This window comes from Dyadobacter sp. AC419 (assembly GCF_979253085.1).
The window spans coordinates 43,458-67,500 of the sequence record NZ_CEEDCD010000029.1; the positions used below are offsets into that span (position 1 = coordinate 43,458).

25 protein-coding genes and 1 pseudogene (1 of these 26 running past the window's edge) are annotated in these 24,043 nt (G+C 43.9%); 23 read left to right on the forward strand and 3 right to left on the reverse strand.

Annotated elements, in window-relative coordinates:
* Window positions 1-2: 2 nt before the first annotated feature.
* Complete coding sequence (locus tag AC0IYG_RS28145) at window positions 3-779, forward strand: hypothetical protein (RefSeq protein WP_471714412.1); 777 nt, start codon at window positions 3-5, stop codon at window positions 777-779.
* Between the two features lie 61 nt (window positions 780-840).
* On the opposite strand, the gene AC0IYG_RS28150 is transcribed toward AC0IYG_RS28145, so the two are convergent.
* Both AC0IYG_RS28150 and msrA read right to left on the reverse strand, forming a co-directional pair.
* Window positions 841-1,371: a hypothetical protein gene (locus tag AC0IYG_RS28150; protein ID WP_471714413.1), complete on the reverse strand. Its 531-nt coding sequence runs from the start codon at window positions 1,369-1,371 to the stop codon at window positions 841-843.
* A 145-nt stretch (window positions 1,372-1,516) separates the two neighbouring features.
* Window positions 1,517-2,110, reverse strand: a complete 594-nt coding sequence (msrA, locus tag AC0IYG_RS28155; protein WP_471714414.1) for a peptide-methionine (S)-S-oxide reductase MsrA — start codon at window positions 2,108-2,110, stop codon at window positions 1,517-1,519.
* Window positions 2,111-2,354: 244 nt separating this feature from the next.
* Between msrA and AC0IYG_RS28160 the strand changes: the two genes are divergently transcribed.
* From AC0IYG_RS28160 to AC0IYG_RS28260, 21 genes and pseudogenes are all read left to right on the forward strand, one after another.
* Window positions 2,355-2,675, forward strand: coding sequence for a CopD family protein (locus tag AC0IYG_RS28160; protein WP_471714415.1), 321 nt, complete (start codon window positions 2,355-2,357; stop codon window positions 2,673-2,675).
* A 4-nt stretch (window positions 2,676-2,679) separates the two neighbouring features.
* Window positions 2,680-2,889, forward strand: coding sequence for a hypothetical protein (locus AC0IYG_RS28165; RefSeq protein WP_471714416.1), 210 nt, complete (start codon window positions 2,680-2,682; stop codon window positions 2,887-2,889).
* Window positions 2,890-3,159: 270 nt separating this feature from the next.
* Window positions 3,160-4,575: an anthranilate synthase component I family protein gene (locus tag AC0IYG_RS28170; protein ID WP_471714417.1), complete on the forward strand. Its 1,416-nt coding sequence runs from the start codon at window positions 3,160-3,162 to the stop codon at window positions 4,573-4,575.
* Between the two features lie 19 nt (window positions 4,576-4,594).
* A complete protein-coding gene (locus tag AC0IYG_RS28175) occupies window positions 4,595-5,161 on the forward strand; it encodes an anthranilate synthase component II (RefSeq protein ID WP_471714418.1) in 567 nt (188 codons plus the stop codon).
* A gap of 57 nt (window positions 5,162-5,218) precedes the next feature.
* Window positions 5,219-6,208, forward strand: coding sequence for an anthranilate phosphoribosyltransferase (trpD, locus tag AC0IYG_RS28180; protein ID WP_471714419.1), 990 nt, complete (start codon window positions 5,219-5,221; stop codon window positions 6,206-6,208).
* A gap of 6 nt (window positions 6,209-6,214) precedes the next feature.
* Window positions 6,215-7,033 (forward strand): indole-3-glycerol phosphate synthase TrpC, encoded by an 819-nt coding sequence (gene trpC, locus AC0IYG_RS28185; protein WP_471714420.1) that lies wholly within the window; start codon window positions 6,215-6,217, stop codon window positions 7,031-7,033.
* Window positions 7,030-7,680, forward strand: a complete 651-nt coding sequence (locus AC0IYG_RS28190) for a phosphoribosylanthranilate isomerase (RefSeq protein WP_233799223.1) — start codon at window positions 7,030-7,032, stop codon at window positions 7,678-7,680. Before trpC ends, AC0IYG_RS28190 begins: the two co-directional genes overlap by 4 nt.
* Before the next feature lie 5 nt (window positions 7,681-7,685).
* The gene (gene trpB, locus AC0IYG_RS28195; protein ID WP_233799222.1) at window positions 7,686-8,885 is read left to right on the forward strand and encodes a tryptophan synthase subunit beta; all 1,200 of its coding nucleotides are present in this window, start codon (window positions 7,686-7,688) and stop codon (window positions 8,883-8,885) included.
* 21 nt (window positions 8,886-8,906) lie between these two features.
* On the forward strand, window positions 8,907-9,107 hold the full coding sequence (locus AC0IYG_RS28200; protein WP_026632703.1) for a hypothetical protein: 201 nt from the start codon (window positions 8,907-8,909) through the stop codon (window positions 9,105-9,107).
* 69 nt (window positions 9,108-9,176) lie between these two features.
* A complete protein-coding gene (locus AC0IYG_RS28205; RefSeq protein WP_141110440.1) occupies window positions 9,177-9,533 on the forward strand; it encodes a Dabb family protein in 357 nt (118 codons plus the stop codon).
* Window positions 9,530-10,331 (forward strand): annotated as a pseudogene (gene trpA, locus AC0IYG_RS28210) (tryptophan synthase subunit alpha). The gene AC0IYG_RS28205 and the pseudogene trpA overlap by 4 nt, the downstream one beginning before the upstream one ends.
* Before the next feature lie 150 nt (window positions 10,332-10,481).
* On the forward strand, window positions 10,482-11,165 hold the full coding sequence (locus AC0IYG_RS28215; protein ID WP_471714421.1) for a porin family protein: 684 nt from the start codon (window positions 10,482-10,484) through the stop codon (window positions 11,163-11,165).
* Window positions 11,166-11,354: 189 nt separating this feature from the next.
* Complete coding sequence (locus AC0IYG_RS28220) at window positions 11,355-14,675, forward strand: DUF4175 family protein (RefSeq protein WP_471714603.1); 3,321 nt, start codon at window positions 11,355-11,357, stop codon at window positions 14,673-14,675.
* 136 nt (window positions 14,676-14,811) lie between these two features.
* Entirely contained in the window at window positions 14,812-15,225 is a 414-nt protein-coding gene (ybeY, locus tag AC0IYG_RS28225) for an rRNA maturation RNase YbeY (protein WP_471714422.1), read from the forward strand.
* Between the two features lie 54 nt (window positions 15,226-15,279).
* A complete protein-coding gene (gene mnmG / locus AC0IYG_RS28230; RefSeq protein ID WP_471714423.1) occupies window positions 15,280-17,142 on the forward strand; it encodes a tRNA uridine-5-carboxymethylaminomethyl(34) synthesis enzyme MnmG in 1,863 nt (620 codons plus the stop codon).
* Window positions 17,143-17,202: 60 nt separating this feature from the next.
* The gene (locus AC0IYG_RS28235; protein ID WP_471714424.1) at window positions 17,203-18,048 is read left to right on the forward strand and encodes a class I SAM-dependent methyltransferase; all 846 of its coding nucleotides are present in this window, start codon (window positions 17,203-17,205) and stop codon (window positions 18,046-18,048) included.
* Window positions 18,049-18,127: 79 nt separating this feature from the next.
* A complete protein-coding gene (locus AC0IYG_RS28240; protein ID WP_471714425.1) occupies window positions 18,128-18,511 on the forward strand; it encodes an Ig-like domain-containing domain in 384 nt (127 codons plus the stop codon).
* Window positions 18,495-18,887: a peptidase associated/transthyretin-like domain-containing protein gene (locus tag AC0IYG_RS28245; RefSeq protein ID WP_471714426.1), complete on the forward strand. Its 393-nt coding sequence runs from the start codon at window positions 18,495-18,497 to the stop codon at window positions 18,885-18,887. Before AC0IYG_RS28240 ends, AC0IYG_RS28245 begins: the two co-directional genes overlap by 17 nt.
* On the forward strand, window positions 18,884-19,738 hold the full coding sequence (locus AC0IYG_RS28250; RefSeq protein WP_471714427.1) for a hypothetical protein: 855 nt from the start codon (window positions 18,884-18,886) through the stop codon (window positions 19,736-19,738). Before AC0IYG_RS28245 ends, AC0IYG_RS28250 begins: the two co-directional genes overlap by 4 nt.
* Before the next feature lie 440 nt (window positions 19,739-20,178).
* Entirely contained in the window at window positions 20,179-21,324 is a 1,146-nt protein-coding gene (locus AC0IYG_RS28255; protein WP_471714428.1) for a tetratricopeptide repeat protein, read from the forward strand.
* Complete coding sequence (locus AC0IYG_RS28260) at window positions 21,290-21,988, forward strand: tetratricopeptide repeat protein (RefSeq protein WP_471714429.1); 699 nt, start codon at window positions 21,290-21,292, stop codon at window positions 21,986-21,988. The genes AC0IYG_RS28255 and AC0IYG_RS28260 overlap by 35 nt, the downstream gene beginning before the upstream one ends.
* Window positions 21,989-22,117: 129 nt before the next feature.
* Here the strand turns inward: AC0IYG_RS28260 and thrC are convergent, their stop codons facing one another.
* Window positions 22,118-23,425, reverse strand: a complete 1,308-nt coding sequence (thrC, locus tag AC0IYG_RS28265; protein WP_471714430.1) for a threonine synthase — start codon at window positions 23,423-23,425, stop codon at window positions 22,118-22,120.
* A 154-nt stretch (window positions 23,426-23,579) separates the two neighbouring features.
* Here thrC and pruA point away from each other — a divergent pair, with 154 nt between their 5' ends.
* On the forward strand, window positions 23,580-24,043 hold the beginning of the coding sequence (pruA, locus tag AC0IYG_RS28270; RefSeq protein WP_471714431.1) for an L-glutamate gamma-semialdehyde dehydrogenase. 1,168 nt of this gene lie beyond the right edge of the window; the window shows 464 of its 1,632 coding nt (coding positions 1-464); it begins with the start codon at window positions 23,580-23,582; the stop codon falls past the right edge of the window.

Below are 24,043 nucleotides of genomic sequence, written 5' to 3' on the forward strand. Positions count from 1 at the left end.
AAATGAAAATCAAAATTTCCGAGCAGAAGATCCAATGGGTTTTCTGCTTTTTTTTGCTGTTTAGCGCACATTTGTCATTTTCACAAACTACGCGCAAGCCCGACCTCATCACACTTCGCGACGCCACAAAGCTGGAAGTGCTGATTCAGGAGGTGGATGAGAATGTGATAAAATACAAGAAAGTGACCGATCCGGAAGGGCCTTTATTTACGGTCAGAAAAACCGAAATCGCATCCATTCAATACGGAAATGGCGAAACCGAAACCTTTGAAGCTGTGTTGGAAGTCCCGAGTTATTATTCTCCTTCCGCACCAGTTACCAAGCCAAGCCTTTCTCATTCAACAGCTGTAACGCCAAAAGCGAGGTTTCAGGAAGAATTGCAGACGGCGACACCAGATAAGCTCAGGGCAGTTTATAAATATTACAAAGGCAAGTCCAAAGCCGGCATGACTATGGGCATTGTCGGGACGTCTGTTGGAGTAATTGTGGCAGGAATCGGAACCGGAATTGTGGCAGGAGCCATGGATGCCAACGGAAATTACAAGAGTTATCAGGATGAAAAAAGGGCCATTACAGGCGCCTGGATGATGATTGGTGGCTTTGCCGGCGCGGTAACATTTGGAACAGTAGGGTTCGTGAAAGGCGGTAAGAACGGTTCGAAGGCAACGCGGGTAAGAAGGGAGCTCACCAGAAGAAACGAGCCGATCACATTTCAATTGTCACCCGGTTTCAATCCCGCTAATGGCAGCGGATTCGTCACATTAAGGATGAAATTTTAACATTAGAGCACAAAAAAGGCTTCGGTTTCCCGAAGCCTTTTCTTATATATTGATTTTCAGCTTAGAACTTGAAAGTGATTCCAGCTTTCAAAGGAGAAGCATTGTAACCAACTTCTGCAAAAACACCCATTGTTGGTTTGAAATAGTAACGCGCTCCTGCAAAGGCTCCGAAGAAAACGCCGCTTCCGTAACCATCGTCATAAAAACCTGAATAACCGCCAGGAGTGCTGTAAGAAGAAATACGATATCCCAATGCTGGTCCAGCGTATAAATCCAGGTTATCCATTGTTAAAAAGTGCTTTCCGAAGTGGTAAGAACCTCTTGCTGCTACTGTAAAGAAATTATATCTCCATTTGTATCCAAAAGTGCCATAATTCCAAGTAACAAAGTCAGCCTGAGCACCAACGCTGATGAAGTCATGAACACCACTTTCGAATGAAGCACCTACACCAACACCGCCGCCACCATATGTGCCGCCTAAGTTGATCCCAGCATTCAATAACTTATCTCCTTTTTCAAATTGCGCAAAGGCTTTTTCTGAGGTTGTTCCTAGTACAGCAACAACAAAAAACATAAATAGAATCTTTTTCATCGTAATAGATTAGTTTTTGTTAAAAAAAATAATGGCACAAATTAAAGCCTTTATTTCAACGCTTCAAAACTTGTGCCATCGATAGTTATTAATCGGAATGCCCCTTTATACGAAAGGTAGGCAAACCAATTTTAACGGTATTTTACTAGATCGTCTTTCTCAATTTGTCCTTGAAAACCTTCTTGAATTTGTCCAGTTTCGGTGCGATCACAAATGCGCAATATCCTTGATCTGGGTTGTTTGCGAAGTAATTCTGGTGGTAATCCTCTGCCGGAAAAAACTTCGGAGCTTTGGAGATTTCGGTTACAATCGGCTTGTCGTACGCCCCGGATTTGTCCAATTCCGCCTTTGCCTGCTCAGCAAGCTTCTGTTGTTCCTCATTGTGAAAAAAGATCACCGAACGATACTGCGTGCCAACGTCATTTCCTTGGCGGTTTAGCGATGTCGGATCATGGCTGCGGAAGAATGCTTCGAGCAAATCTGCGTAGCTGATCACCTTCGGGTCGTATGTTACTTCCACACATTCTGCATGGCCTGTGTTGCCCGTGCAAACCTCTTTGTAATTAGGATTCGGGTCGTGACCGCCTGCGTAGCCTGAAACAACTTTTTTTACGCCATCCAATGATTCCATCACTGCTTCCGTACACCAGAAGCACCCGGTTCCGAAAGTTGCGGTTTCTGTATTTGACATGTCTACGTTATTTTCGTCCAATGCTGTCAAAGCCGTTTCTTTGTTCATTTGCTTTTTTTGTTTTTTGTCCGACTGTGCACATGATATCACAACCATGCAACACAGAAAAAGGAACGTGAAAATAGGGATGGTGGTTCTCATTTTATTGATTTGTGTTGTCGCTTATTGTTAAACGAATCGCGATCAAAGAAAGTTTATCTGATGCATTCGCCCATTATTTACGAAATTTGACTTTGAAAAGATCACTAATCGAACAGCATTAAGCCTGCTCAGCCATGCATCCCATTCACCCATGACTTATCTCCATTTCAAGGCGTTACATATCATTTTTGTCGTAAGCTGGTTTGCCGGACTTTTTTATATGCCGCGGTTATTTGTCTATCACACAGAGGCTAAGGATAAGACGAGTCCTGAGCGGGAGATTTTGTTTGCGCAGTTTACCAAAATGGAAAAGCTGCTCTGGAATGCGATCATGACGCCGGCTTGCTGGCTCACGATCATTTTCGGCTCCATTATGCTTTACATTACGCCGTCATGGCTGGATCAGGAATGGATGCAATTGAAGTTGCTTTTCGTGGTCGGGCTGGTCGCTTATCATTTTTTTAACGCGTAAAATCTTGTTGGAACTGCGTCACGGAATATTCCGGTTTTCGTCTTTTCAGCTGAGGCTTTTCAATGAGATCGCTACAATATTTCTATTCTCCATTGTTTTCCTCGTCGTTTTGAAAAACACGGTTGATTGGCTCTGGGGTGTGCTGGGGCTTGTTATCTTTGCAATATTGATGATGACGGCGGTCAGGATTGTGAAGCGGATCAGGGAGAAGTAACTGACTGGTACAATGCAATAATTTTTTTTCGAATAAATAAAATCATATTTATTTTATTCTATATTTGCCAATGACAATGTCGCAGGACATTACAAAATCGAGATATGAAAACTTTGAATACTATTTGGTGGTGGCGTGCACGTCTTAACAAGATGGACGAGTAGCTATTGCTTTGGTATAATCAAAATATACTTTACAAACGGCTCGCTGTTCATCTGACAGCGAGCCGTTTTTTTTGTGCCATTATCATCAATTTTTAAGATTTCAAAAATGTCGAATCCAACCTATCAGATATCAACCCGCCATAAAAAGCTTCTGGCAGACACATTAACGCCGGTTTCCATTTATCTCAAACTGAGAGACCGCTTTGTGAACACAATCTTGCTCGAAAGCTCTGATTATCACGGTAATGAAAACTCATTCACTTACATCTGCTGCGATCCGGTTGCTTTTTTTAAGCTGAATCAGAATGTCGTTACGCAGCAATTTCCGGACGGACAGCAAAACATTATTACGCTCAAAAACCCGAGGGACGCCGTGCAGACATTATATGCATTTGCGCAAAGCTTCAAATCAGAAAAGAACGGTTTTCCTTTTATTTCTAATGGCCTTTTCGGTCATATGACTTACGATGCAGTAAGTTATTTTGAAGACATTACCATTCAGCCAGCGAGCCCGGAAACGGACATTGATCAGATTTTTTATCAGGTTTACCGCTATGTGATCGCTATTAACCACTTCAAAAATGAGCTTTACATTTTTGAGCATCAATATGGCGACAGCGAGCAGGAGAGTGGCATTGAGCAGATTGAAATTTTAATCAAAAACAGAAATTTCCCTAAATACGGGTTTCAGATTGCTTCCGAAGAAACGTCCAACGTGACCGACGATGAAATGCGGACTGTAATTCAAAAAGGAATCGATCATTGCCTTCGCGGCGACGTCTTCCAGATCGTTCCTTCGCGCAGGTTCAGCCGTGATTTCCAGGGCGATGAATTCAATGTTTACCGCGCATTACGCTCCATCAATCCTTCGCCTTATCTGTTTTATTTTGACTATGGCAGTTATAAGATTTTTGGCTCATCTCCGGAGAAACAGATTTTTATCAAAAACGGACAAGCTGAAATTCACCCCATAGCAGGCACATTCCGCAGAACAGGCGACGATCAGGCGGATGCAGAGGCAGCGCAGGCGTTGTTAAATGATCCTAAGGAAACTGCGGAGCACGTTATGCTTGTTGATTTGGCAAGAAACGATTTGAGCAGAAGTTGCGATGCCGTGAAAGTGACGAATTATAAGGAAGTCCAATATTATTCGCACGTCATCCATTTGGTTTCAAAAGTGGTTGGCAAAATGAATGAAGGCGTGAATCCTTTGCAATTGGTGGCCGACACATTCCCTGCTGGAACGCTTTCGGGAGCGCCTAAGCACAATGCGATGAAGCTGATCGACCAGATGGAAACGAGCAACCGGAGCATTTACGGCGGCGCGATCGGATTTATGGATTTCAATGGTGATTTTAACCATGCAATCGCGATCAGGACATTCCTTAGTAAGGATAACACATTGTTTTTCAGGGCTGGAATGGGCGTTGTGGCCAAATCGAATGTGGAAAGTGAATTACAGGAAATTAACAGCAAACTGGCTGCTTTGAGAAAGGCGATCGATTTTGCAGTAGAGATATAACCCGCAAAAACTGGAAATAATGAAAATCTTAGTCCTCGATAATTACGATTCTTTCACTTACAACCTCGTTTACATTCTCCGCGAGTTGAACGACCAGGTGGATATTTTCCGCAATGATAAAATTTCAATGGAAGATGTCGGGAAATATGATAAAATCCTGCTTTCGCCCGGGCCGGGCATTCCGTCGGAAGCGGGCATTATGCACGAGCTGGTCCGTGAATATGGTCCTAGCAAGAGCATTTTAGGCATTTGTCTTGGACACCAAGGCATAGGCGAAGTGTATGGCGCCACGCTCGAAAACATGACGGATGTTTTGCACGGCATCAGCGATACGGCGATTGTCACAGATCCGTCCGAACGCATTTTCCAGGGGCTTCCGTCCGAAATCAAAGTCGGCCGTTATCACTCCTGGACTGTCATTCCTGAAACATTTACTGATGATCTGACAATCACCGCATTGGATGAAAAAGGCCGCGTAATGGGGCTTTCGCACAAGAAATATGATGTAAAAGGCCTTCAATTTCACCCGGAATCTGTGCTGACCGAGCATGGTAAAGAAATGCTGGAAAACTGGTTGAAAATTTAGAAAACAAAATCAATTTTCGAACAGTAAAAACCTTCTTTCATTACGCTTAGCAATATCATGAAGCAGATTCTTAGCCATCTTTTTGAATATAAAGTTTTAAGTAAAGAGTTATCCAAAGACGTCCTCATCGGCATTAGCACAGGCAAATATTCCAATTCCGAAATCGCCTCGTTCCTGACCATTTACGCCATGAGAAGCATTACAGTGGAAGAACTGGAAGGCTTCCGGGACGCAATGTTGGAGTTGTGCTTAGCCGTTGATTTATCAGCCTATGACCCCATCGACGTTTGCGGAACAGGTGGCGATGGCAAGGACACATTCAATATTTCAACGTTGTCTTGCTTTGTGGTCGCGGGCGCGGGCCAGCATGTCGCCAAGCATGGTAACCACGGCGTTTCCTCACTTTGCGGTTCTTCGACGGTTTTGGAATATCTCGGCACGAAGTTTACCAATGATAAGGATATCCTCGAAAAGAAGATCAACGAAGCCGGTGTTTGCTTTCTGCATGCGCCGCTTTTTCACCCTTCGATGAAGAATGTGGCACCGATCCGGCGTGAGTTGGGGGTCAAAACTTTCTTCAATATGCTGGGTCCGATGGTGAATCCGGTTTCGCCCAGAAAACAGCTTGTAGGCGTTTTCAGTCTTGAATTGGCACGGCTTTTTGCTTATCTTTACCAACAGACTGACAAGCAATTTCTGGTTCTTCACGCATTAGACGGCTACGACGAAGTGTCATTAACAGGTGCTTTTAAAATGATCACCGCTCACACGGAGCAAGTTCTCACTCCCGCGCATCTGGGGTTACCCACCTTGCGCGCACAAGACCTTTCGGGAGGGAAAACGGTTGAAGAATCTGCCAAAATTTTCATGGATGTATTAAACGATACAGCAACATTCTCTCAAAAGCAGGCCGTGCTTGCCAATGCGGCGCTGGCATTGCATTGTGCAAATCCGGCATTGTCGTTGCCCGACGCGGTGGAAACGGCTCGTGAATCACTGGAAAGCAAAAAGGCGCTGCGCAGCTTTAAAAAATTGATCGAAGACTAATTATAGATGAACATACTAGATAAAATCGTTGCAAGAAAAAGGGAAGAAGTAAGCGAAGCCAAAGGCAGCAAATCGATTTCCGATCTGGAAAAAGAGCCTTTATTTGCACGCAAAACAGTTTCCCTGTCGGCAGCATTGCGAAATGCTTCATCGCCCAAGATCATTTCCGAGTTCAAACGGAAATCTCCTTCAAAAGGCATCATTAATGATCAGGTAAAGCCTGAGATTGTGACTTTTGATTATGTAAATGCAGGCGCAGTGGCTTTGTCGGTGCTTACAGATCAGGATTTCTTCGGCGGCTCATTTGCAGATTTTCTGAAAGCACGGCAGGCGAATTCAATGATCCCGATGCTGCGCAAAGATTTTATCATTGACGAATATCAGCTTTACGAAGCAAAAGCGATAGGCGCGGACCTAATTTTACTCATTGCTGCCTGTCTTACGCCAGCAGAAGTGGTGTCGCTGAGCAAGAAAGCGCACGAGCTGGGTTTGGAAGTTTTATTGGAGGTGCATAATGCCGAGGAACTGGCGGCGACCATTGGTGAAGACATTGATATAGTGGGGGTTAACAATAGAAATCTTAAAACTTTTGAAACCTCCATTGAAACTTCGATCGCGCTAAGTGAACAGATTCCCGATTCTTTTGTTAAAATATCAGAGAGCGGCCTGAAAGATGCTGAGACCATTTTGAAATTATACGGTCACGGCTATAAGGGTTTTTTAATTGGTGAAACATTTATGAAGACTGCAAATCCCGGAACCGCACTGGCGGATTTGCAAAATGACTTAACTCAACATAGCAATTTAAATCCTTTGGTTCTATGAAAATAAAAGTTTGCGGACTGCGCCAGCAAGACAACATTGAAAAAGTGGTGGCATTACAGCCTAACTTCATCGGGTTTATTTTTTATGAAAAATCACCCCGTTTTGTCGGCGAAGAGTTGGATGAAGAATTTATCAAAAGCATTCCCAATAATATCAAGAAAGTAGGCGTGTTTGTAAATGCCAGCCCGGGCCATATCCTGGCAATGGTTAAGAAATACGACCTGCAATACGCACAGCTTCACGGCAACGAAATGCCCGACATTTGCCGCAGCATTCGTCAGAAAGGGGTTAATGTGATCAAAGCATTCAGCATTGATGCGTCTTTCAACTTTGCGATGCTTAACAATTACAAGTCGTTCTGTGACCTGTTTTTGTTTGATACAAAAGGCGATAACCCAGGCGGTAACGGTGTGCCGTTTGACTGGAAACTTTTGAAAAAATACGATAATGAAAAGCCTTTTCTCCTCAGCGGGGGAATCGGGCTGGACAACATTGAAGACATTATAGAGTTATCCAAAACGCTGCCTATCTATGGAATTGATGTTAACAGTCAGTTTGAAACAGAGCCAGGCGTGAAGGACATTGCCAAGTTGGAAGAACTGTTCAGTTTAGTTCGTGTAAAAGAGAAAGAAGAGGCGGAAGCTTAGAAACTATGGAAGCAATAGCAGAAAAGAAGTCATATCAAGTGGACGGCCGCGGTTACTACGGCAGTTTTGGAGGTGCATTCATTCCCGAAATGCTGTATCCAAACGTGGAAGAACTGCGTGAAAATTATCTCAGCATCATTGCAGAGCCTTCTTTTCAAAAAGAATACAATGATCTCCTGCGCAATTACGTGGGACGTCCCACGCCGCTTTACCGGGCCAACAGGCTTTCGGAAAAATACAAAACCAACATTTTCCTCAAACGCGAAGATCTTTGCCACACAGGCGCTCATAAGGTGAACAACACCATCGGGCAGATCCTGATGGCGAAGCGATTGGGCAAAAAGCGTGTGGTTGCAGAAACCGGTGCCGGCCAGCACGGTGTTGCTACGGCGACTGTATGTGCGCTGATGGACATTGAATGCATTGTGTACATGGGCGAGCTGGACATTGAGCGTCAGGCGCCTAACGTTGCCCGCATGAAGATGCTCGGTGCAGAAGTAAGGCCTGCAACCTGCGGCTCACGCACATTGAAAGACGCTACGAACGAGGCGATGCGCCACTGGATCAATAATCCTGTGGACACGCATTATATCATTGGTTCCGTGGTAGGACCGCATCCTTACCCGGATATGGTGGCACGTTTTCAGGCCATTATTTCGGAGGAAATGAGATGGCAGCTCAAAGAGCAGACTGGCAAAGAAACGCCTGATTATGTGGTGGCTTGCGTGGGCGGCGGAAGCAATGCTGCGGGTGCTTTCTATCACTTTCTGGATGATGAAAGTGTAAAACTCGTGGCGGTGGAAGCTGCTGGTCAGGGACTTACTTCGGGACATTCTGCTGCTACGACGGCTTTGGGAAAACCAGGCGTTCTGCACGGAAGCCGCACAATATTAATGCAAACTGAAGACGGCCAGGTTGTGGAGCCATTCTCAATTTCAGCCGGTCTGGATTACCCAGGCATTGGTCCTCAGCATGCTTATTTGTACGACAGCGGAAGAGGGATTTTCATGTCGGCAACAGATGAAGAAGCCGTGCAGGCTGCATTTGAACTAACTCGCTTTGAAGGCATTATCCCGGCTCTGGAATCTTCACATGCCCTGGCGATTTTAGGTCAGCTGGGTGCTTCTGAAAACGAGAACGTGATCCTGAACCTTTCCGGTCGCGGCGATAAGGACATGGCGACTTACATGAAATACATCGATTAATTTACTCATAAATACATTGCAATGGCAACACTTACCTTACCCGAGGTTTTTGATCTGAGGCTCAAAATTCAGGAGCTGGAAGGAAAAGTAAACTCCGGCGAGCTTTCGCTTTTCGAAAGGTGCGACCTGGAAGACGAGATTCTCGAACTCAAAGAAAAGCTTGGCGAGTTTGACAGACTGAAATTCAGCGACGAGGGCGAATGCCTGAATTGCTCCGCATAGTAACAATTAATTCCTTACAGTTCAACCTTTTATCCAACTATGAATTTCAAATTACTATTAATGGCCGGAATGCTTCTTTTTGGCGCTATGGCTTCTGCTTCACCTCAAAACCCACCGAAAAAAATGCTCCGTCACGTCGTTTTATTCAAATTCAAAGATTCGGCGACGCCTGCGCAGGTGAAAGAAGTAGAAGATGCTTTCAGAGCATTGCCTTCGAAGATTAAGGAGATCAAAAGCCTGGAATGGGGCACGAACAACAGCCCCGAAGGATTGGCGCAAGGCTTCACGCACGCATTTTTCGTAACATTCGAGAACGAAGCTGCCCGCGAAGTGTATTTGCCTCATCCTGACCACAAAGCATTTGGAAAAGTCCTTGGGCCGCATTTGGACAAGGTTTTGGTGATCGACTACTGGACACAGGAATGAACCGCATAACAAACCTTTTTAGCGGCACGCAAAGCGACGGCGGCTTGCTGAATGTATATTTCACAGCCGGCTTCCCCGAACGCAATGACACCATGCGCGTTTTACGAGCCTTGCAGGACGGCGGCGCCGATCTTGTGGAGATTGGAATGCCTTATTCTGACCCTGTTGCGGATGGCGAGACCATTCAAAAAAGCAATGACAGGGCGCTGGAAAACGGCATGACCGTGAAAATGCTCTTCGAACAACCTGCAGGATATGCGCGAGACAATTTCGCTTCCTGTGTTGCTGATGGGATACGTAAACCCGGTTTTGCAGTTTGGCATTGAAGAGTTCTGTAAAAAATGCGCGGAGACGGGCGTTGACGGCTTAATCCTGCCCGATATGCCTATGGATGTGTATTTGAATGAATACAAAGCCATTTTTGACGCTTACGGCATCCTGAATATATTCCTGGTAACGCCGCAAACTTCCGAAAAACGCATTCGCCAGATTGACGAAGTGAGCGAAGGCTTCATTTACACGGTTTCCTCAGCCAGCGTTACAGGCTCGAAATCGGGTGTAAGCGAGGATATGGAGTCATATTTTGAGCGCCTGAATGCGATGCAGCTGCGTAACCCGCGCCTGATCGGATTTGGGATTAAAGATCATGATACATTCAAAAAAGCTTCGGATCATGCGGCCGGTGCGATCATTGGCAGCGCATTCATCCGAGTTTTGCAGGAGAGCAATGACTTGGAACAGGACATTAAATCCTTTGTAAGAAGTGTAAAAAATTACCCGGAAACGATCGAGGCATAGCCTCCGACGGCCTATATCAACATTGTTGCCTCAGGCACCACTTTTGTACAAACAACTCATATCGGGTTGTTTGTTTTTTTTAATAAAGGTGTGGATATGGGATCTCGAAACATTATTATCGTTTTTTTACTGCTATGTTCCTCACAGCTGTTGGCCCAGTTTAAGCTGGATGTCGAAAGTGGTGTGGTGTTTGGAACAAATTATAACAAAGTCCGCATTCCAAATGTGGGCGGCACAGAGGTGAACCTGGCGGAGGATCTAAGCATTGATCCAAAGATTTTTTACCGGATCAGAGGCACTTACACATTTGGTAAGCGGCATAATATCAGCGCATTATATGCGCCTCTGTCTGTTAAATACAATGGTGCGTTCGGAAAAGATGTGAATTTCAATGGGTTGACTTACCAAAGCGGCCAGCCTTTGCAGGTTTTTTATAAATTCAACTCTTACCGACTTACCTATCGCTACGACATTGTCGCTAAAACAAGGTGGCGTGTGGGATTAGGACTTACCGCGAAGATCCGTGATGCGGATGTGCGCTTCAAAAATGAATCACAGGACACGCATTTCGACAACATTGGCTTTGTTCCGCTGGTGAACTTTTATGCGTCTTACAAGCCGTCTTACCGCTGGTCTGTAATCCTGGAAGGAGATGCTTTGGCCGCGAAGCAGGGTAGGGCAGAGGATGTTTTCGCAGGTTTGGCTTACCAGATTAATCCGAAATTCAGCGTTAAGGCAGGTTATCGGGTCGTGGAAGGCGGTGCGGATACGGATGAAGTTTACAATTTCAACTGGATCAACTATGCTTCTGTCGGCGTTTTGCTGACGCTTTAAAATTAACCATAGCAGAATGCACTAAAATGCCTGAGGAAAATCCATTTTAAACGATGGAATTCCATATAATTCGCTATATTAGTTTGTTTTATGCGTAGCAAAGCGGATCGTAATTTTTGATTCCGGCATACGTTATAAATTTCCAAACTGATATAAAGAGACTCATATATGGCTGCATTTACGCCGGCAATGGAAGGCCTTTTGCTCCGCATCCAGGAATACCGTCAGAAATACTATCAAAACCAGCTTCTTAAGGGCATCATTTTCTCGGCCGGGCTGTTGCTGACGGTTTTTCTTTTCTTTAATACAATAGAATATTTCGGGCGCTTTAGCTCAGGGGTCCGGGGAATGTTATTCTTCGGATTTTTGGCTGTGCTCGTTTTTTCGTTTTTCCAATGGGTTATTCAGCCTATAATACATCTTTCTGGCTTAAAAAAGCCGATTTCGGACGAACAGGCTGCATTACAGATCGGTGAATATTTTCCAGAAATAGGGGATAAGCTCGTCAACACATTGCAATTAAGGGGCTTAACAGGCACACAATCGGACCTGATCGAAGCCAGCATTCGCCAGAAATCGGGGCAGTTGCTGATTGTTAAATTTTCGGATGCGATTCGTTTTAATGAGAATAAAAAGCGAATTAAATACGCCATTTATCCGCTTGCGGCCATTGCTGCGATCTTGCTTTTCAATCCCTCATTTTTCACTTCCAGCTCGGAGCGGATCATTCATTTTCAGAAAAATTACACTTATGCGCCGTTTTCATTTGTTTTGGAAAACAAAAATTTGAAAGCATTTAGAAACGAGGATTTTACATTGAAACTCAAACTGAAAGGCGAAGCATTGCCCACTGCCGCCTATCTGGTCCAGAACGGTTCGAGATTCAAACTGAACAATGATGGCAATCAGACTTATTCCTATACATTCAAAAACCTGCAAAGAGACGTTAAATTCTCTTTTGACGCGGCCGGATTTACTTCTGAGGAATATCGCATTAATGTGGCTGAACGGCCTTCGCTGCTTTCTTTTGACGTGAATCTGCATTATCCGGCTTATCTGAACAAGCCTGCGGAGGGATTGAACAATGTTGGAAACCTTTCTGTGCCGGAAGGAACGACGGTTGAATGGAATTTTAACACTTCTTCGACCAAATCACTGGCGATCAAATTTGATGATGATTCGGCATTATATCGTGCGAAAGGAAAGGATGGAGATCAGTTTGAGATCAGAAAAACGGTGAAACGCTCTTCGCAATATCAGGTGAATTTGCAAAATGAAGAGACGACGAATGCGGATAAAATCGGTTATTTCATCAATGTTGTTCCGGACAAATTTCCAGTCCTTAACCTCGAAAATTTCCAAGATACGACGCTTTATAATTATCTGGTGCTAGGCGGCTCCATAAGCGATGATTATGGCTTCTCACAGCTTAAAATGTTCTATTCTGTGAAACGGGCGGATCAGAAAGAAGCTTCCCCTGCCAAAGGAATTCCGGTTCCTTTTAACAAAACGGTGAACACCCAAAGCTTTTATTTCCAATGGTATGTAGACAGCCTCAAACTGGCTCCGGGCGATAAGATCGAATATTATGCCCAGGTTTGGGATAATGATGGCGTGAATGGCCCGAAAAGCGCCAAATCAAGGGCAATTCAGTTTACAGTTCCATCAAAAGATCAGTTAGAAGCTGAAATCAAAAAATCGGAGAAAGAAACAGAAGATCAGATGCAATCGGCCATGAAAAAGGCGCAGAGCTTGCAAAAAGACCTTACTAACCTCGATAATAAGCTCAAAAGCAATAAAGAACTTGATTTTAAAGAGCAAAAACAGATCGAAGAAGTGCTCAAAAAGCGGGAAGAGCTCATGAAAGAGTTGCAGGCTTTGCAGGAAAAGAACCAGAACGCGAACGAGAAATCGAAGCAGTTTAACCAGCAAAGTCCGGAATTGCAGAGCAAGCTAGACCAGCTTCAAAAGCTTATGAACGAGCTGATGGACAAGGACACGGAAAAGCTTTACCAGGAATTGAAAAAACTGTTGGAGCAGAAGCAAAGTGACCGCATGTCGAGCATGATGGAAAAGCTTAAAAACAAGGAAAACAATCTTGAAAAAGAGCTGGAAAGGACCATGAAACTTTTCAAGCAAATGCAGCTTGAACAAAAAATGGAAAATCTGACTGAAAAGCTGGACGAGCTGGCTGATAAGGAAGACCAGCTTGCAGATAAAAGTCAGGAAAATGACAAGAATAAGAACTCCGATGACAAAAAAGGCAAGAATGAGGAGTTGAAAAAAGAGCAGGAAAAGATCCAGGATGAGTTTAAGAAAGCGCAGGAGGATTCTAAGGAGGTCGAAAAAATGAGTGAGGAGCTTGAACAGCCTTTGGACACGCAAAAAGAAGAGCAGAAAAACGCTTCTGAGCAGATGGAGGAAAGCAAAGAGCAGCTGGATAAGCAACAGAATAAAAAAGCTTCTGAATCACAAAAAAAGGCGGCGCAATCGATGAAGAAAATGTCGCAGTCTATGCAGGAAGCGATGGAAGCTGCGGAAATGGAGCAAATGCAGGAAAACCTTGACGCGTTGCGCGACATTCTGGAAAATCTGATCACGCTTTCTTTCGATCAGGAAACATTGATGAAGGATTTTCGCGGCGTGAGTTTGCAGGATCCGCGATTTATCAAACTCGGCCAGCAGCAATTGAAGTTGAAAGACGACGCAAAAATCGTCGAGGACAGCCTTTATGCGCTTGCGAACCGTGTGATTCAGATCCAGTCGTTTATTACGCGTGAGCTTAATGATATGAAGTCTTACATGGACGAGAGCGTGAAGAGCATTAAGGACCGCCAGATCAACCAGGCGACTGCGAAGCAACAATTCGCCATGACGTCCATGAATAACCTGGCACTAATGCTGAGCGACGTGTTCAACCAGATGCAACAGCAAATGGCGATGGCAATGCCGGGAAGTGGCAAAGGCAAAAAAGGAAAACAGAAAGGCGAGCAAAAGGGCATGGGTGAAATGCAGGAAAAGCTCAATGGCGAAATGAAAAAGCTGGGAGAAGGCAAGGAAGGGCAGGGAAATAATTCCGAGAAACTGGCGAGAATGGCCGCTGAACAAGCGATGATCCGGAAGATGATCAATGACCTGATGGAATCGCAAAAAGGCACGGAGGTTGGAAAACAGATGAGCAAGGAGTTGCAGGAAATCGCTGAGAAAATGGACGAGACGGAAACCGATCTCGTGAACAAGCGCATTACACCCGAGCTAATCAAGCGCAACCAGGAAATAACGACTCGCTTGCTGGAATCGGAAAAAGCGATGAAGGAACAGGATGAGGACGAGCAGCGCAAAGCCCAGAGTGCGAAACAATTGCCAAGACAACCACCTGCGGCTTTCGAAAGATACATTCGCGAGAAAGAGAAGCAAACTGAACTGCTGAGAACCATCCCGCCAACATTCTCGCCATTCTACAAAAGGGAGGTGGACACTTACTTCCGCAAGTATCAGGCTAAGAACTGATTATAAAAGCATTTTGTTGTGAACATTCCGATGACCGCGTTTTAACACTTTTTAAGCAGTTGTTCAGGGCGCGGTCATCGGCTAAACTGTTCTTAAGCGGATAGTTTAGTATGTTTGTAATATTTTATCGCCTGGTATGCTTAATTTCTTCACCGAAAACGTCGATTTCGACCTATTACGCCCAATAAAAACGAAAAAGTGGATCAAAAACACCTCTATTTCAGAGGGTTATGAGATAGCTGATTTGAATTATATTTTTTGCGACGACGATTATCTCCTGGAAATCAACAAACAATATCTCGATCACGACTATTTCACGGACATTATTACGTTTGACAATAGTGAGGAAGATAATGTCATTGAGGGAGATATTTATATCAGCGTCGACAGGGTGAGAGAGAATGCAGCGACGTTTCATGCCGATTTTGAAACCGAAATGCGTCGTGTTTTGATTCACGGTTTGCTGCATTTGATGGGTTATGACGATACGCACGAAAAGCTAAAAGCGGCCATGCGGGCCAAAGAGGATCAGTATCTTCTGCTCTTCTAGTTAAATTTCCACGTGGAACACTTTAATTAAAGTGGTTTAATAAGTAAATGAATTATGTTTCAAGAATATGATGTAATCGTGGTAGGAGCAGGCCACGCCGGTTGTGAAGCAGCTGCGGCTGCTGCGTCGATGGGCTCCTCCGTGCTGCTGATTACAATGAATATGCATACCATTGCTCAAATGTCGTGCAACCCTGCAATGGGAGGCGTGGCGAAAGGGCAGATCGTTCGTGAAATTGATGCACTCGGCGGACAGTCGGGGATCATTAGCGACAAAACAATGATCCAATTCCGGATGCTCAATTTGTCAAAAGGCCCTGCCATGTGGAGCCCAAGATGCCAGAGCGACCGGGCCATGTTCGCTACGGAATGGCGGAACGTATTGGAACAAAATCCGAATGTTGACTTCTGGCAGGACACCGCAAAAGAGATCATCATTAAGGATGGAAAAGCCTGCGGCGTGAAGACAAGTCTGGGCATTGAGATACATTCCAAATCTGTCGTGCTTACGAACGGCACATTCCTGAACGGACTAATCCACATTGGTGAGAAAAATTTCGGTGGCGGCAGAACAGGAGAGAAGGCCGCGACCGGAATCACCGAGCAATTGGTAACATTAGGCTTCGAAGCAGGACGCATGAAAACCGGAACGCCTCCACGTGTGGACGGACGTTCGCTGGACTATTCCAAAATGGAAGAGCAGCCAGGAGATGAGAATCCATCCAAATTTTCTTACTCGGACACTAAGCCGCTTGCCAAGCAACGCAGCTGCTGGATTACTTACACGAATGAAGAAGTGCACGAAATTCTGAGAACAGGTTTTGAGAAATCTCCCATGTTTTCGGGAAGGATTAAAGGCATTGGTCCTCGTTACTGTCCATCTGTTGAAGACAAGATTAATCGCTTTGCAGACAAGGATCGCCACCAGATTTTCGTAGAGCCGGAAGGGTGGGATACGGTTGAGGTCTACGTAAATGGCTTCTCGACTTCGCTTCCAGAAGACGTGCAATACGCAGCGCTAAGGAAAATTCCGGGATTTGAGAACGCAAAAATGTTCCGTCCGGGTTATGCGATCGAATACGATTATTTCCCGCCAACCCAATTGAAATCGACTTTGGAAACACATTTGATCCAAAACCTTTTCTTTGCCGGCCAGATCAATGGGACGACGGGTTATGAAGAAGCAGCTTGCCAGGGATTGATGGCGGGCATTAATGCGCATCAGAATGTGCATGAGCTCGAACCATTCGTGCTGAAAAGATCGGAGGCTTACATTGGTGTTTTGATTGATGATTTGATCAACAAAGGCACCGAAGAACCTTACCGGATGTTCACCTCACGTGCTGAGTATCGCACATTGCTACGCCAGGATAACGCCGACATTCGCTTGACCGAAAAAGGTTTCAAGCTAGGACTGGCAGATCAAACTAGGCTTAATAATGTTGAAAAGAAGAAAGCCGAAGTGGCTGCAATCATCGCAGCATTCTCCGCCACAAAATTGACGCCGGAAGAAATCAACCCAACGCTTGCCGCCATCGGCACGGCTCCATTGCGGGAGAAAATTTCACTAGCGCAGCTGTTGAAACGACCACAGATTTCGATTGATCAGCTTACAGAAGCCAGTCCCGTTGTAGAGACTTTGCTGGAAAAATTTGGCAAGGATTCAATTCATCAGGCGGAGATTAATCTCAAATACGACAGCTATATCGAGAAGGAAATGTTGCTCGTTGAGAAAATGAACAAGTTAGAAAACCTGAACATTATCGAGAATTTCAATTACGACGTGGTTACTTCATTGTCTTTTGAAGGCCGCGAAAAATTGAAAAGAACTCGTCCGCAGACCATCGGACAAGCTTCTCGGATCAGCGGCGTGAGCCCTTCCGACATTTCAGTATTAATGCTATTTATAGGACGATAATGCCGTTAGAAACACTCGCAGAATTGCCCGATTTGCGATAAGTCCAGCTTCAATAATTATTTGAATGTTGAAGATTACACCGTTTCTCACAAGGAATTTACGATCCAGCAATGCAACAATTGTTATTTCCTGTTTACGAATCCGCGACCATCGGAGGCTGAAATAGGCGCATATTATCAATCGGAAGATTACATTTCACACCACGATGAAGAGAAAACCAATCTGATATCAAAAGCATATACCGCAGTCAGAAATCGTACGATCAAACAAAAAGTGGAGTTGATCAATAGTCTCGCTCCATCGAAAGGTAAGATTCTGGACATAGGATGTGGAACGGGAAACTTCATGGCCGCAACTGCCAAAGACGGTTGGAAAGCCGCAGGAACGGAGCCGGATTCAGGTGCAAGGACATTAGCTGAGAAGAGGGCAGGAGCGTCTATCTACGAATCGATTTACTCCTCGGAACTGGCATCACAAACGTTTGATGTGATCACAATGTGGCATGTGCTGGAACATGTGCATTTGCTGAATGAGACGGTGGACTGGTTATATCAGCATCTTAATCCAAATGGAAAAATCCTGATTGCCGTACCAAATCCACAATCATTTGATGCCGCAAAATATGGCCGTTTCTGGGCTGCTTATGACGTGCCAAGACATTTATATCACTTCACAAAAGGAACGATGAAAACGTTGCTTAATAAGCACGGTTTGGAGATTAAAAACATTCTGCCGATGTGGTTTGATTCGTTTTATGTAGGAATGCTTAGCACTAAATACAGCGGCGGCAGCATTAATTATCTGGACAGCGTCAAAACGGGACTTGTCTCTAATTTAAAAGGTCGTTCCAATGATAAGGAACACCTCAATACATCCAGCTTGATTTACATTGTATCAAAAAAATAAACTGAATTCTGACAAAATTCGCACGGGCCCTCAATACGCATCCAATGTATTGTGGGCCTTTTTAACTTTAACAAATTCCATGATCAGAACCATTGCCATTGCGATTATATGCCTATTGATTTTCGGACGCTGCGCGCAGCAGGTTGCACCCACCGGTGGTAAAAAGGATTCTATTCCGCCTACATTGGTTGAGAGCAATCCTTTAAATAAGACACTCAATTTTAAGGGAAAAAAGATCGAGCTGTTTTTTGACGAGTATGTTGTCGTTGATAATATCAATCAAAAACTCATCATTACGCCGGAAGCTGACAATCCATATTCATACAAACAGAATGGTATGTCTGTTTCATTAAGCTTCAAAAATCAGTTCGTCGACAGCACGACTTACACGTTAAGTTTTGGCGATGCGATCCGTGATTTTGCTGAAGAAGAATCCGGCGAAGAATTTGAAACTCGTGTTTAGCACCGGCAACACACTCGATTCAGGACGTGTTTATGGGCGCTTAAGAGATGTTAAAACGGACAAACCGCTCTTCGATGCATTGGTCGGATTATATAATGTGAGCGATACACTGAATGTGACCAAACAAAAGCCCTATTACTTTTCACGGACAGACAGCAGCGGCGTTTTTTCGATTGAAAACATTCAGACAAGAAATTACAAATTGATTGCGATCGATGACAAAAACCGCAATATGCTTTACAATGCAAAAGACGAGCGAATTGGATTTCTAGGCGAAACCTATAACAGCGGGGACAGACTCTGTGTCGTACAATATAGATATGTTTTTATACAGATAATACGGCGCTCAAAATTCAGCGGACAATCCCCCGCGTGAATAATTATGCCGTCGTTTTCAGCAAATCCATTGAGAAAGTTGACGTGAAATTTATGAACAACGACACACTTCCATACATGCTGGAAAACGGCGCTGCGCTTAAATTTTTTAATGTGCAGCCTCATCCGGATTCTACGCTTGTGAAACTGACAGTGACTGATTCGCTGGGTGCCGTAACTGACTTTGAGCAAAAGATAGCATTCCAGGTACAGCGAGGAAAAGAGAGGCAGAAAGATCCGTTTTCGATGACTACAAAGCCCGACGGAAATAAGCCTTTGACCAATACATTTAACTACACTTTGGTGCTTAATAAGCCCATTCAATTCCTCGATGATAGCAAGATCAGCCTCATCACAGACAGTCTTACGCACGAGCCATTAAGCGCATTTAAATACAGATGGAACAAAACGCATACAGAACTGTCCATTGAAGCCAAATCATTTGCAAAAGATACAATCAAGTGGGACTTTCCAAAGGGCACTATGATCAGCGTGGAAGGGGATACGCTTTCAAAAACATTGATCAAACACCCGGTGCTGAAAGAGGAAGAATATGGCCAGATAAAAGGTGCTGTTATCAATGCAGATCCGGCCGCAGGTTACATTATCGAGCTGGTTGATGAGCAATACAAGCTTATTGAAACGCAGTATGCAACTCCTTATACATTCATTCACATTCCCCAGGGCAAATACTATTTGCGCGTAACAGCTGATGCCAACAAGAACAGAAGATGGGACACGGGTGAGCTGGATAAGAACAAGCAGCCTGAAGCGATCTACTTTTTGAACGATAAGATCCTTTTGAAAGCCAATTTCGAGCTGAACGACATCAATGTTACACTTCCAAAATAAAAAATCCTCAATTTCTTATACACTTAGTGTGGATAACTATGTTAATAACCCGGATATTTTGTTGGTAATCGACCTAAAATTGTTAACAATTATGTGGATAAGCGTGAATAACTGTGGATAAAAATTCAGTTTCCAATCTTCTGTGGGTAAAACTAATCTAAACGGAAGTTAACAGTACGTTGATACACTTTAGCAAATGTGGAAAACACAAAGCTAGCAAAACCGGCAGTTGCCAACAATCAGGTGTGAACAAATAAATTGCTAACTTGTATTTCAAGAACTTAACAGTTGATAATCCCAAAAACTTAAGTGGATAAACCAACATAGTTATTAACAATATGTGGATAACTATGTTAATCTCCAGTGGATAAACTAATTATCCCCTTATCCACAGACCTAGTAAGTGATAATAAATAAAGAGAAAAATTTTTTCTTCTATTATGAAAAAGGTTTCGACATTGGTTTTGATGATAATGCTTTGTTCCGGGGCGGCGGCGGTGGCGCAGAGCGAGAAGGAGATGGCTGAGGAGTATTTCAAAAATAATGATTGTCCCAAGGCGCTAACCTATTATACAGCGCTGCTGAAAACCTCCTTCGAAAAAATATCGCTTAAGAATTATACGAGCTGCATCATTAAGACCAAGTCATGGTCTGACGGGGAGCAATTTTATAAGCGACAAATTAAGAATGATGCGAACAATGCGAGCTGGTATTATCTATACTGGGGCGTGTTGTTAGAGGCGCAAGGAAAGGCTCAGGAAGCCGATAAAAAGATTCAGCAGAGCATTGCGTCATCCGGTGCAAGGATCGAGCTTAAACGTGATTTAGCAGAAGAATTAAGAGCGATCAATAAACCGGAATGGGCTAAGCAAATATTGATAGAAGCCAGGGACGCTGCTAAGCGGACGGATATTTTTCAGCTTGAATTGGCCAGTGTTTACAGAGACTTGAATGCGCCTGAGCAAATGATCGACGAATTGCTTTCTTACGGCATGCGTTATCAGAACATTGAGGTGGTTCAAAACATGCTCCAGGATTTTACCAAAGATGAAAAGGAGCAGGCTCTGCTTGAAAAAGTGCTTTATGACAAGATCCAAAAGTTTCCTAACGAAGGTTTTTATAATGAGCTGCTGATTTGGTATCAAATTCAGAAAAAGGATTTCTATAAAGCATTCATTCAGGAACGTGCGCTTGACAAGCGATTTAAGCACAACGGAACGCGCCTTTACAACCTCGGCATGCTGGCGCTTCAGGATTTAGATTACGGCAATGCAGGGACAATATTTGATCATTTGGTAAAGGAATATCCCAAAGGTCAGCTTTATCCTGTTGCACGCAGAATGGCCATTTTTGCCCGCGAGGAACAAGTCAAAAACACTTATCCGATCAAGCGCAGCGAAGTTCAGAAACTGCTTGGCCAATATCAGCAGCTGGTGGATGAGTTAGGCGTGAATGTTCGGACCGTTGAGGCGTTGCGGAATATGGCTATCCTGAATGCCTTTTATATGGATGATTTTAAAAAGGCCATTGATATACTGAACACGGCGATCGATGCGGGCAAACAGGAGAAGAATTTTTGTAGATAAATGCAAGCTGGATCTTGGCGACATTTATCTGCTGCAAGGTGAACCGTGGGAAGCGACATTGGTTTATTCCCAAGTTGAGAAATCCCAGAAGGACGATTTGCTGGGTTATGAAGCGAAGTTGCGGAATGCAAAACTGCATTATTATAAAGGCGAGTTTGAACTTGCAAAAGCGGTGCTGGACATTTTGAAAAAAGCAACGTCGCGAGAGATTGCGAATGATGCCAATGACTTGTCTCTGCTGATTATGGACAACACGGGCCTTGATAGCACCGAGGCGGCAATGAAGCGTTACTCGGCCGTTGAGCTTCTGCTTTTTCAAAATAAGAAGTTCGAAGCCATTGATACATTAAAGACGCTTTACACCAAATATGAAAACCATAGCCTGGCCGACGAAATTCTCTGGCTGACGGCTGAGACTTACATGAAGCTCGACAGCAATCAACAAGCGATGGAATATCTGAAAGTGCTGACAACAAAATTTGGTCACGACATTTATGGTGATGATGCGCTGTTTGCTTCCGCGAAACTTTACCAGGAAAAGTTGAAAGACAAGGATCTTGCCATGAAGCTTTATCAGGAGTTGATGGAAAAATATCCGGGAAGCATTTTTGTAGCCGAGTCGAGGAAACGTTTCCGACTTTTACGCGGAGACGTGATTAATTAAAAATTAGTCAGAAAAATGAAAGAGGCAGAAATCATCGCGATTTTTGCCTCTTTTGGTTTGGATATTTACCGACTTGGATGCGATCGAACTGCTATAATCGATTCTCACGGGTCCAAATCGCTCAAATTTTTACTTTAATGTGCTCATAAGCAGCTTCTTGAAAGCAATAAATGAAGAATCCATTTTGGTTGCTACTTTTTCAATGGAAAGGAGTAATTCCAGTCTGTCAGGAATTTCGATCGGTTTTTCCAAAGTTTCTTCGACAAGCTCAATAAATTTGGCTGGATGGGCTGTTGAGAGGAAGACGCCTGTGAAATCGTTCGTTTGATTTTTGCGATAAGCTTCGAGCCCAAGGTAAGCGACTGCCGTGTGCGGGCACATTACATAATTCTTCTCATTGAAGACTTCGCGCATTGCGCTTTTGATTTGTTCATCATCAAAATAAAATCCGGTAACTTTTTCTTTTATCGCATTCCAGTCATCTCCGAAAAATCTTTTCAACCTTACAAAATTGCTAGGGTTGCCGACATCCATCGCATTGGCAATAGTTTCAATGGAAGGTTCAGGTTTGTATTCGCCACTTTCCAAATAACGAGGAACTGCGTTGTTTAAATTTGTGGCTGCCAGGAATTGTTCGACGGGTAAGCCCATGCGGTAAGCAAGTAAGCCGGCACTCAAATTTCCGAAGTTTCCACTGGGCACAGAAAATACAATCGGCTTGCCAAGCTTTTTCAACTGCGCATAGGCAGAAAAATAATAGAATGATTGCGGGATAAGTCTCGCAATGTTAATGGAATTGGCAGAGGCGAGATTGAATTTTGCGTTCAGCTCAGCATCCAGAAATGCTTCTTTAACCAGTTTTTGGCAATCGTCAAATGTTCCGTCAATTTCAATCGCAGACACATTATGACCTAATGTTGTAAGTTGCTTTTCCTGAATATCGCTCACTTTGCCACTCGGGTAAAGAATGGTAACCGATATGCCAGGCACTTTGAAAAATCCCTGGGCAACCGCGCCTCCCGTATCACCCGACGTGGCGACCAGAATATTTATTTGTCTGTCAGAGCGCTGCAAATAATAAGACATGATAGACGCCATAAACCGCGCTCCAAAGTCTTTAAAAGCCATAGACGGACCATGGAACAGTTCAAGAACATAATCGTCTGAATTGATCTGCTTTACAGGCGATTCAAAGTCATATGCATTTTGAATGATGGTTTCAATTTCACTTCTTGTAATTTCGCCTGCGAACAGGGTATGCGTTATTTCGATGGCAATTTCATTGAAGGTTTTATTTTCAATGTCTGCTATAAATTCAGGGGATAATGTAGGAATAGATTCAGGCATGTACAGCCCGTTATCAGGTGGCAAGCTGTTAAAAATCGCTTCTTCCGGTGATGCCTTAATGCTGGCAGTTGTTGTGCTGTAAAATATCATTTCGGTAAACTAGGTGCAACTTGAGAATTCAAATTTAAGTAAAAAGAGGCCAGCACGTTTCACAAATTTTCCTTTTCAAAAGCCTAACAGTGAATTTGTCAGCTGCCAGCTTTGTTCAATAAATTGACTTTTTGTAATAAAACAAACTAGAAGTATGTCATTAGGAGTTTTCAATGTTCCCGAGGTAAGGAACGAGCCAGTTAAAAATTACGCACCAAATAGTCCGGAGAAAGCATTGTTACAGAAGGCTTTGGAAGATGCGAGGTCAAAAACGATAGAAATTCCACAATATATAGGAAGGCAGGAGATATTTTCACAGAACAAGCGATCGATATCCCCGCCACATGATCACCAGCATATCTTAGGTTATTTCCATGAAGGAACTGCGGAAGATGTGAAGCAAGCGATCAATGAAGCGCTTGAAGCCAGAAAGCAATGGGCTGTTCTGAATTGGGAGCAACGCGCTGCTATATTCTTGAAAGCTGCGGATCTGATTGCAGGACCGTATCGTGCCGAGATCAACGCTGCAACCATGCTAGGTCAATCCAAAAATGCATATCAGGCGGAGATAGATTCGGCTTGTGAGATCATCGATTTCTTGCGGCTTAATGTCAATTT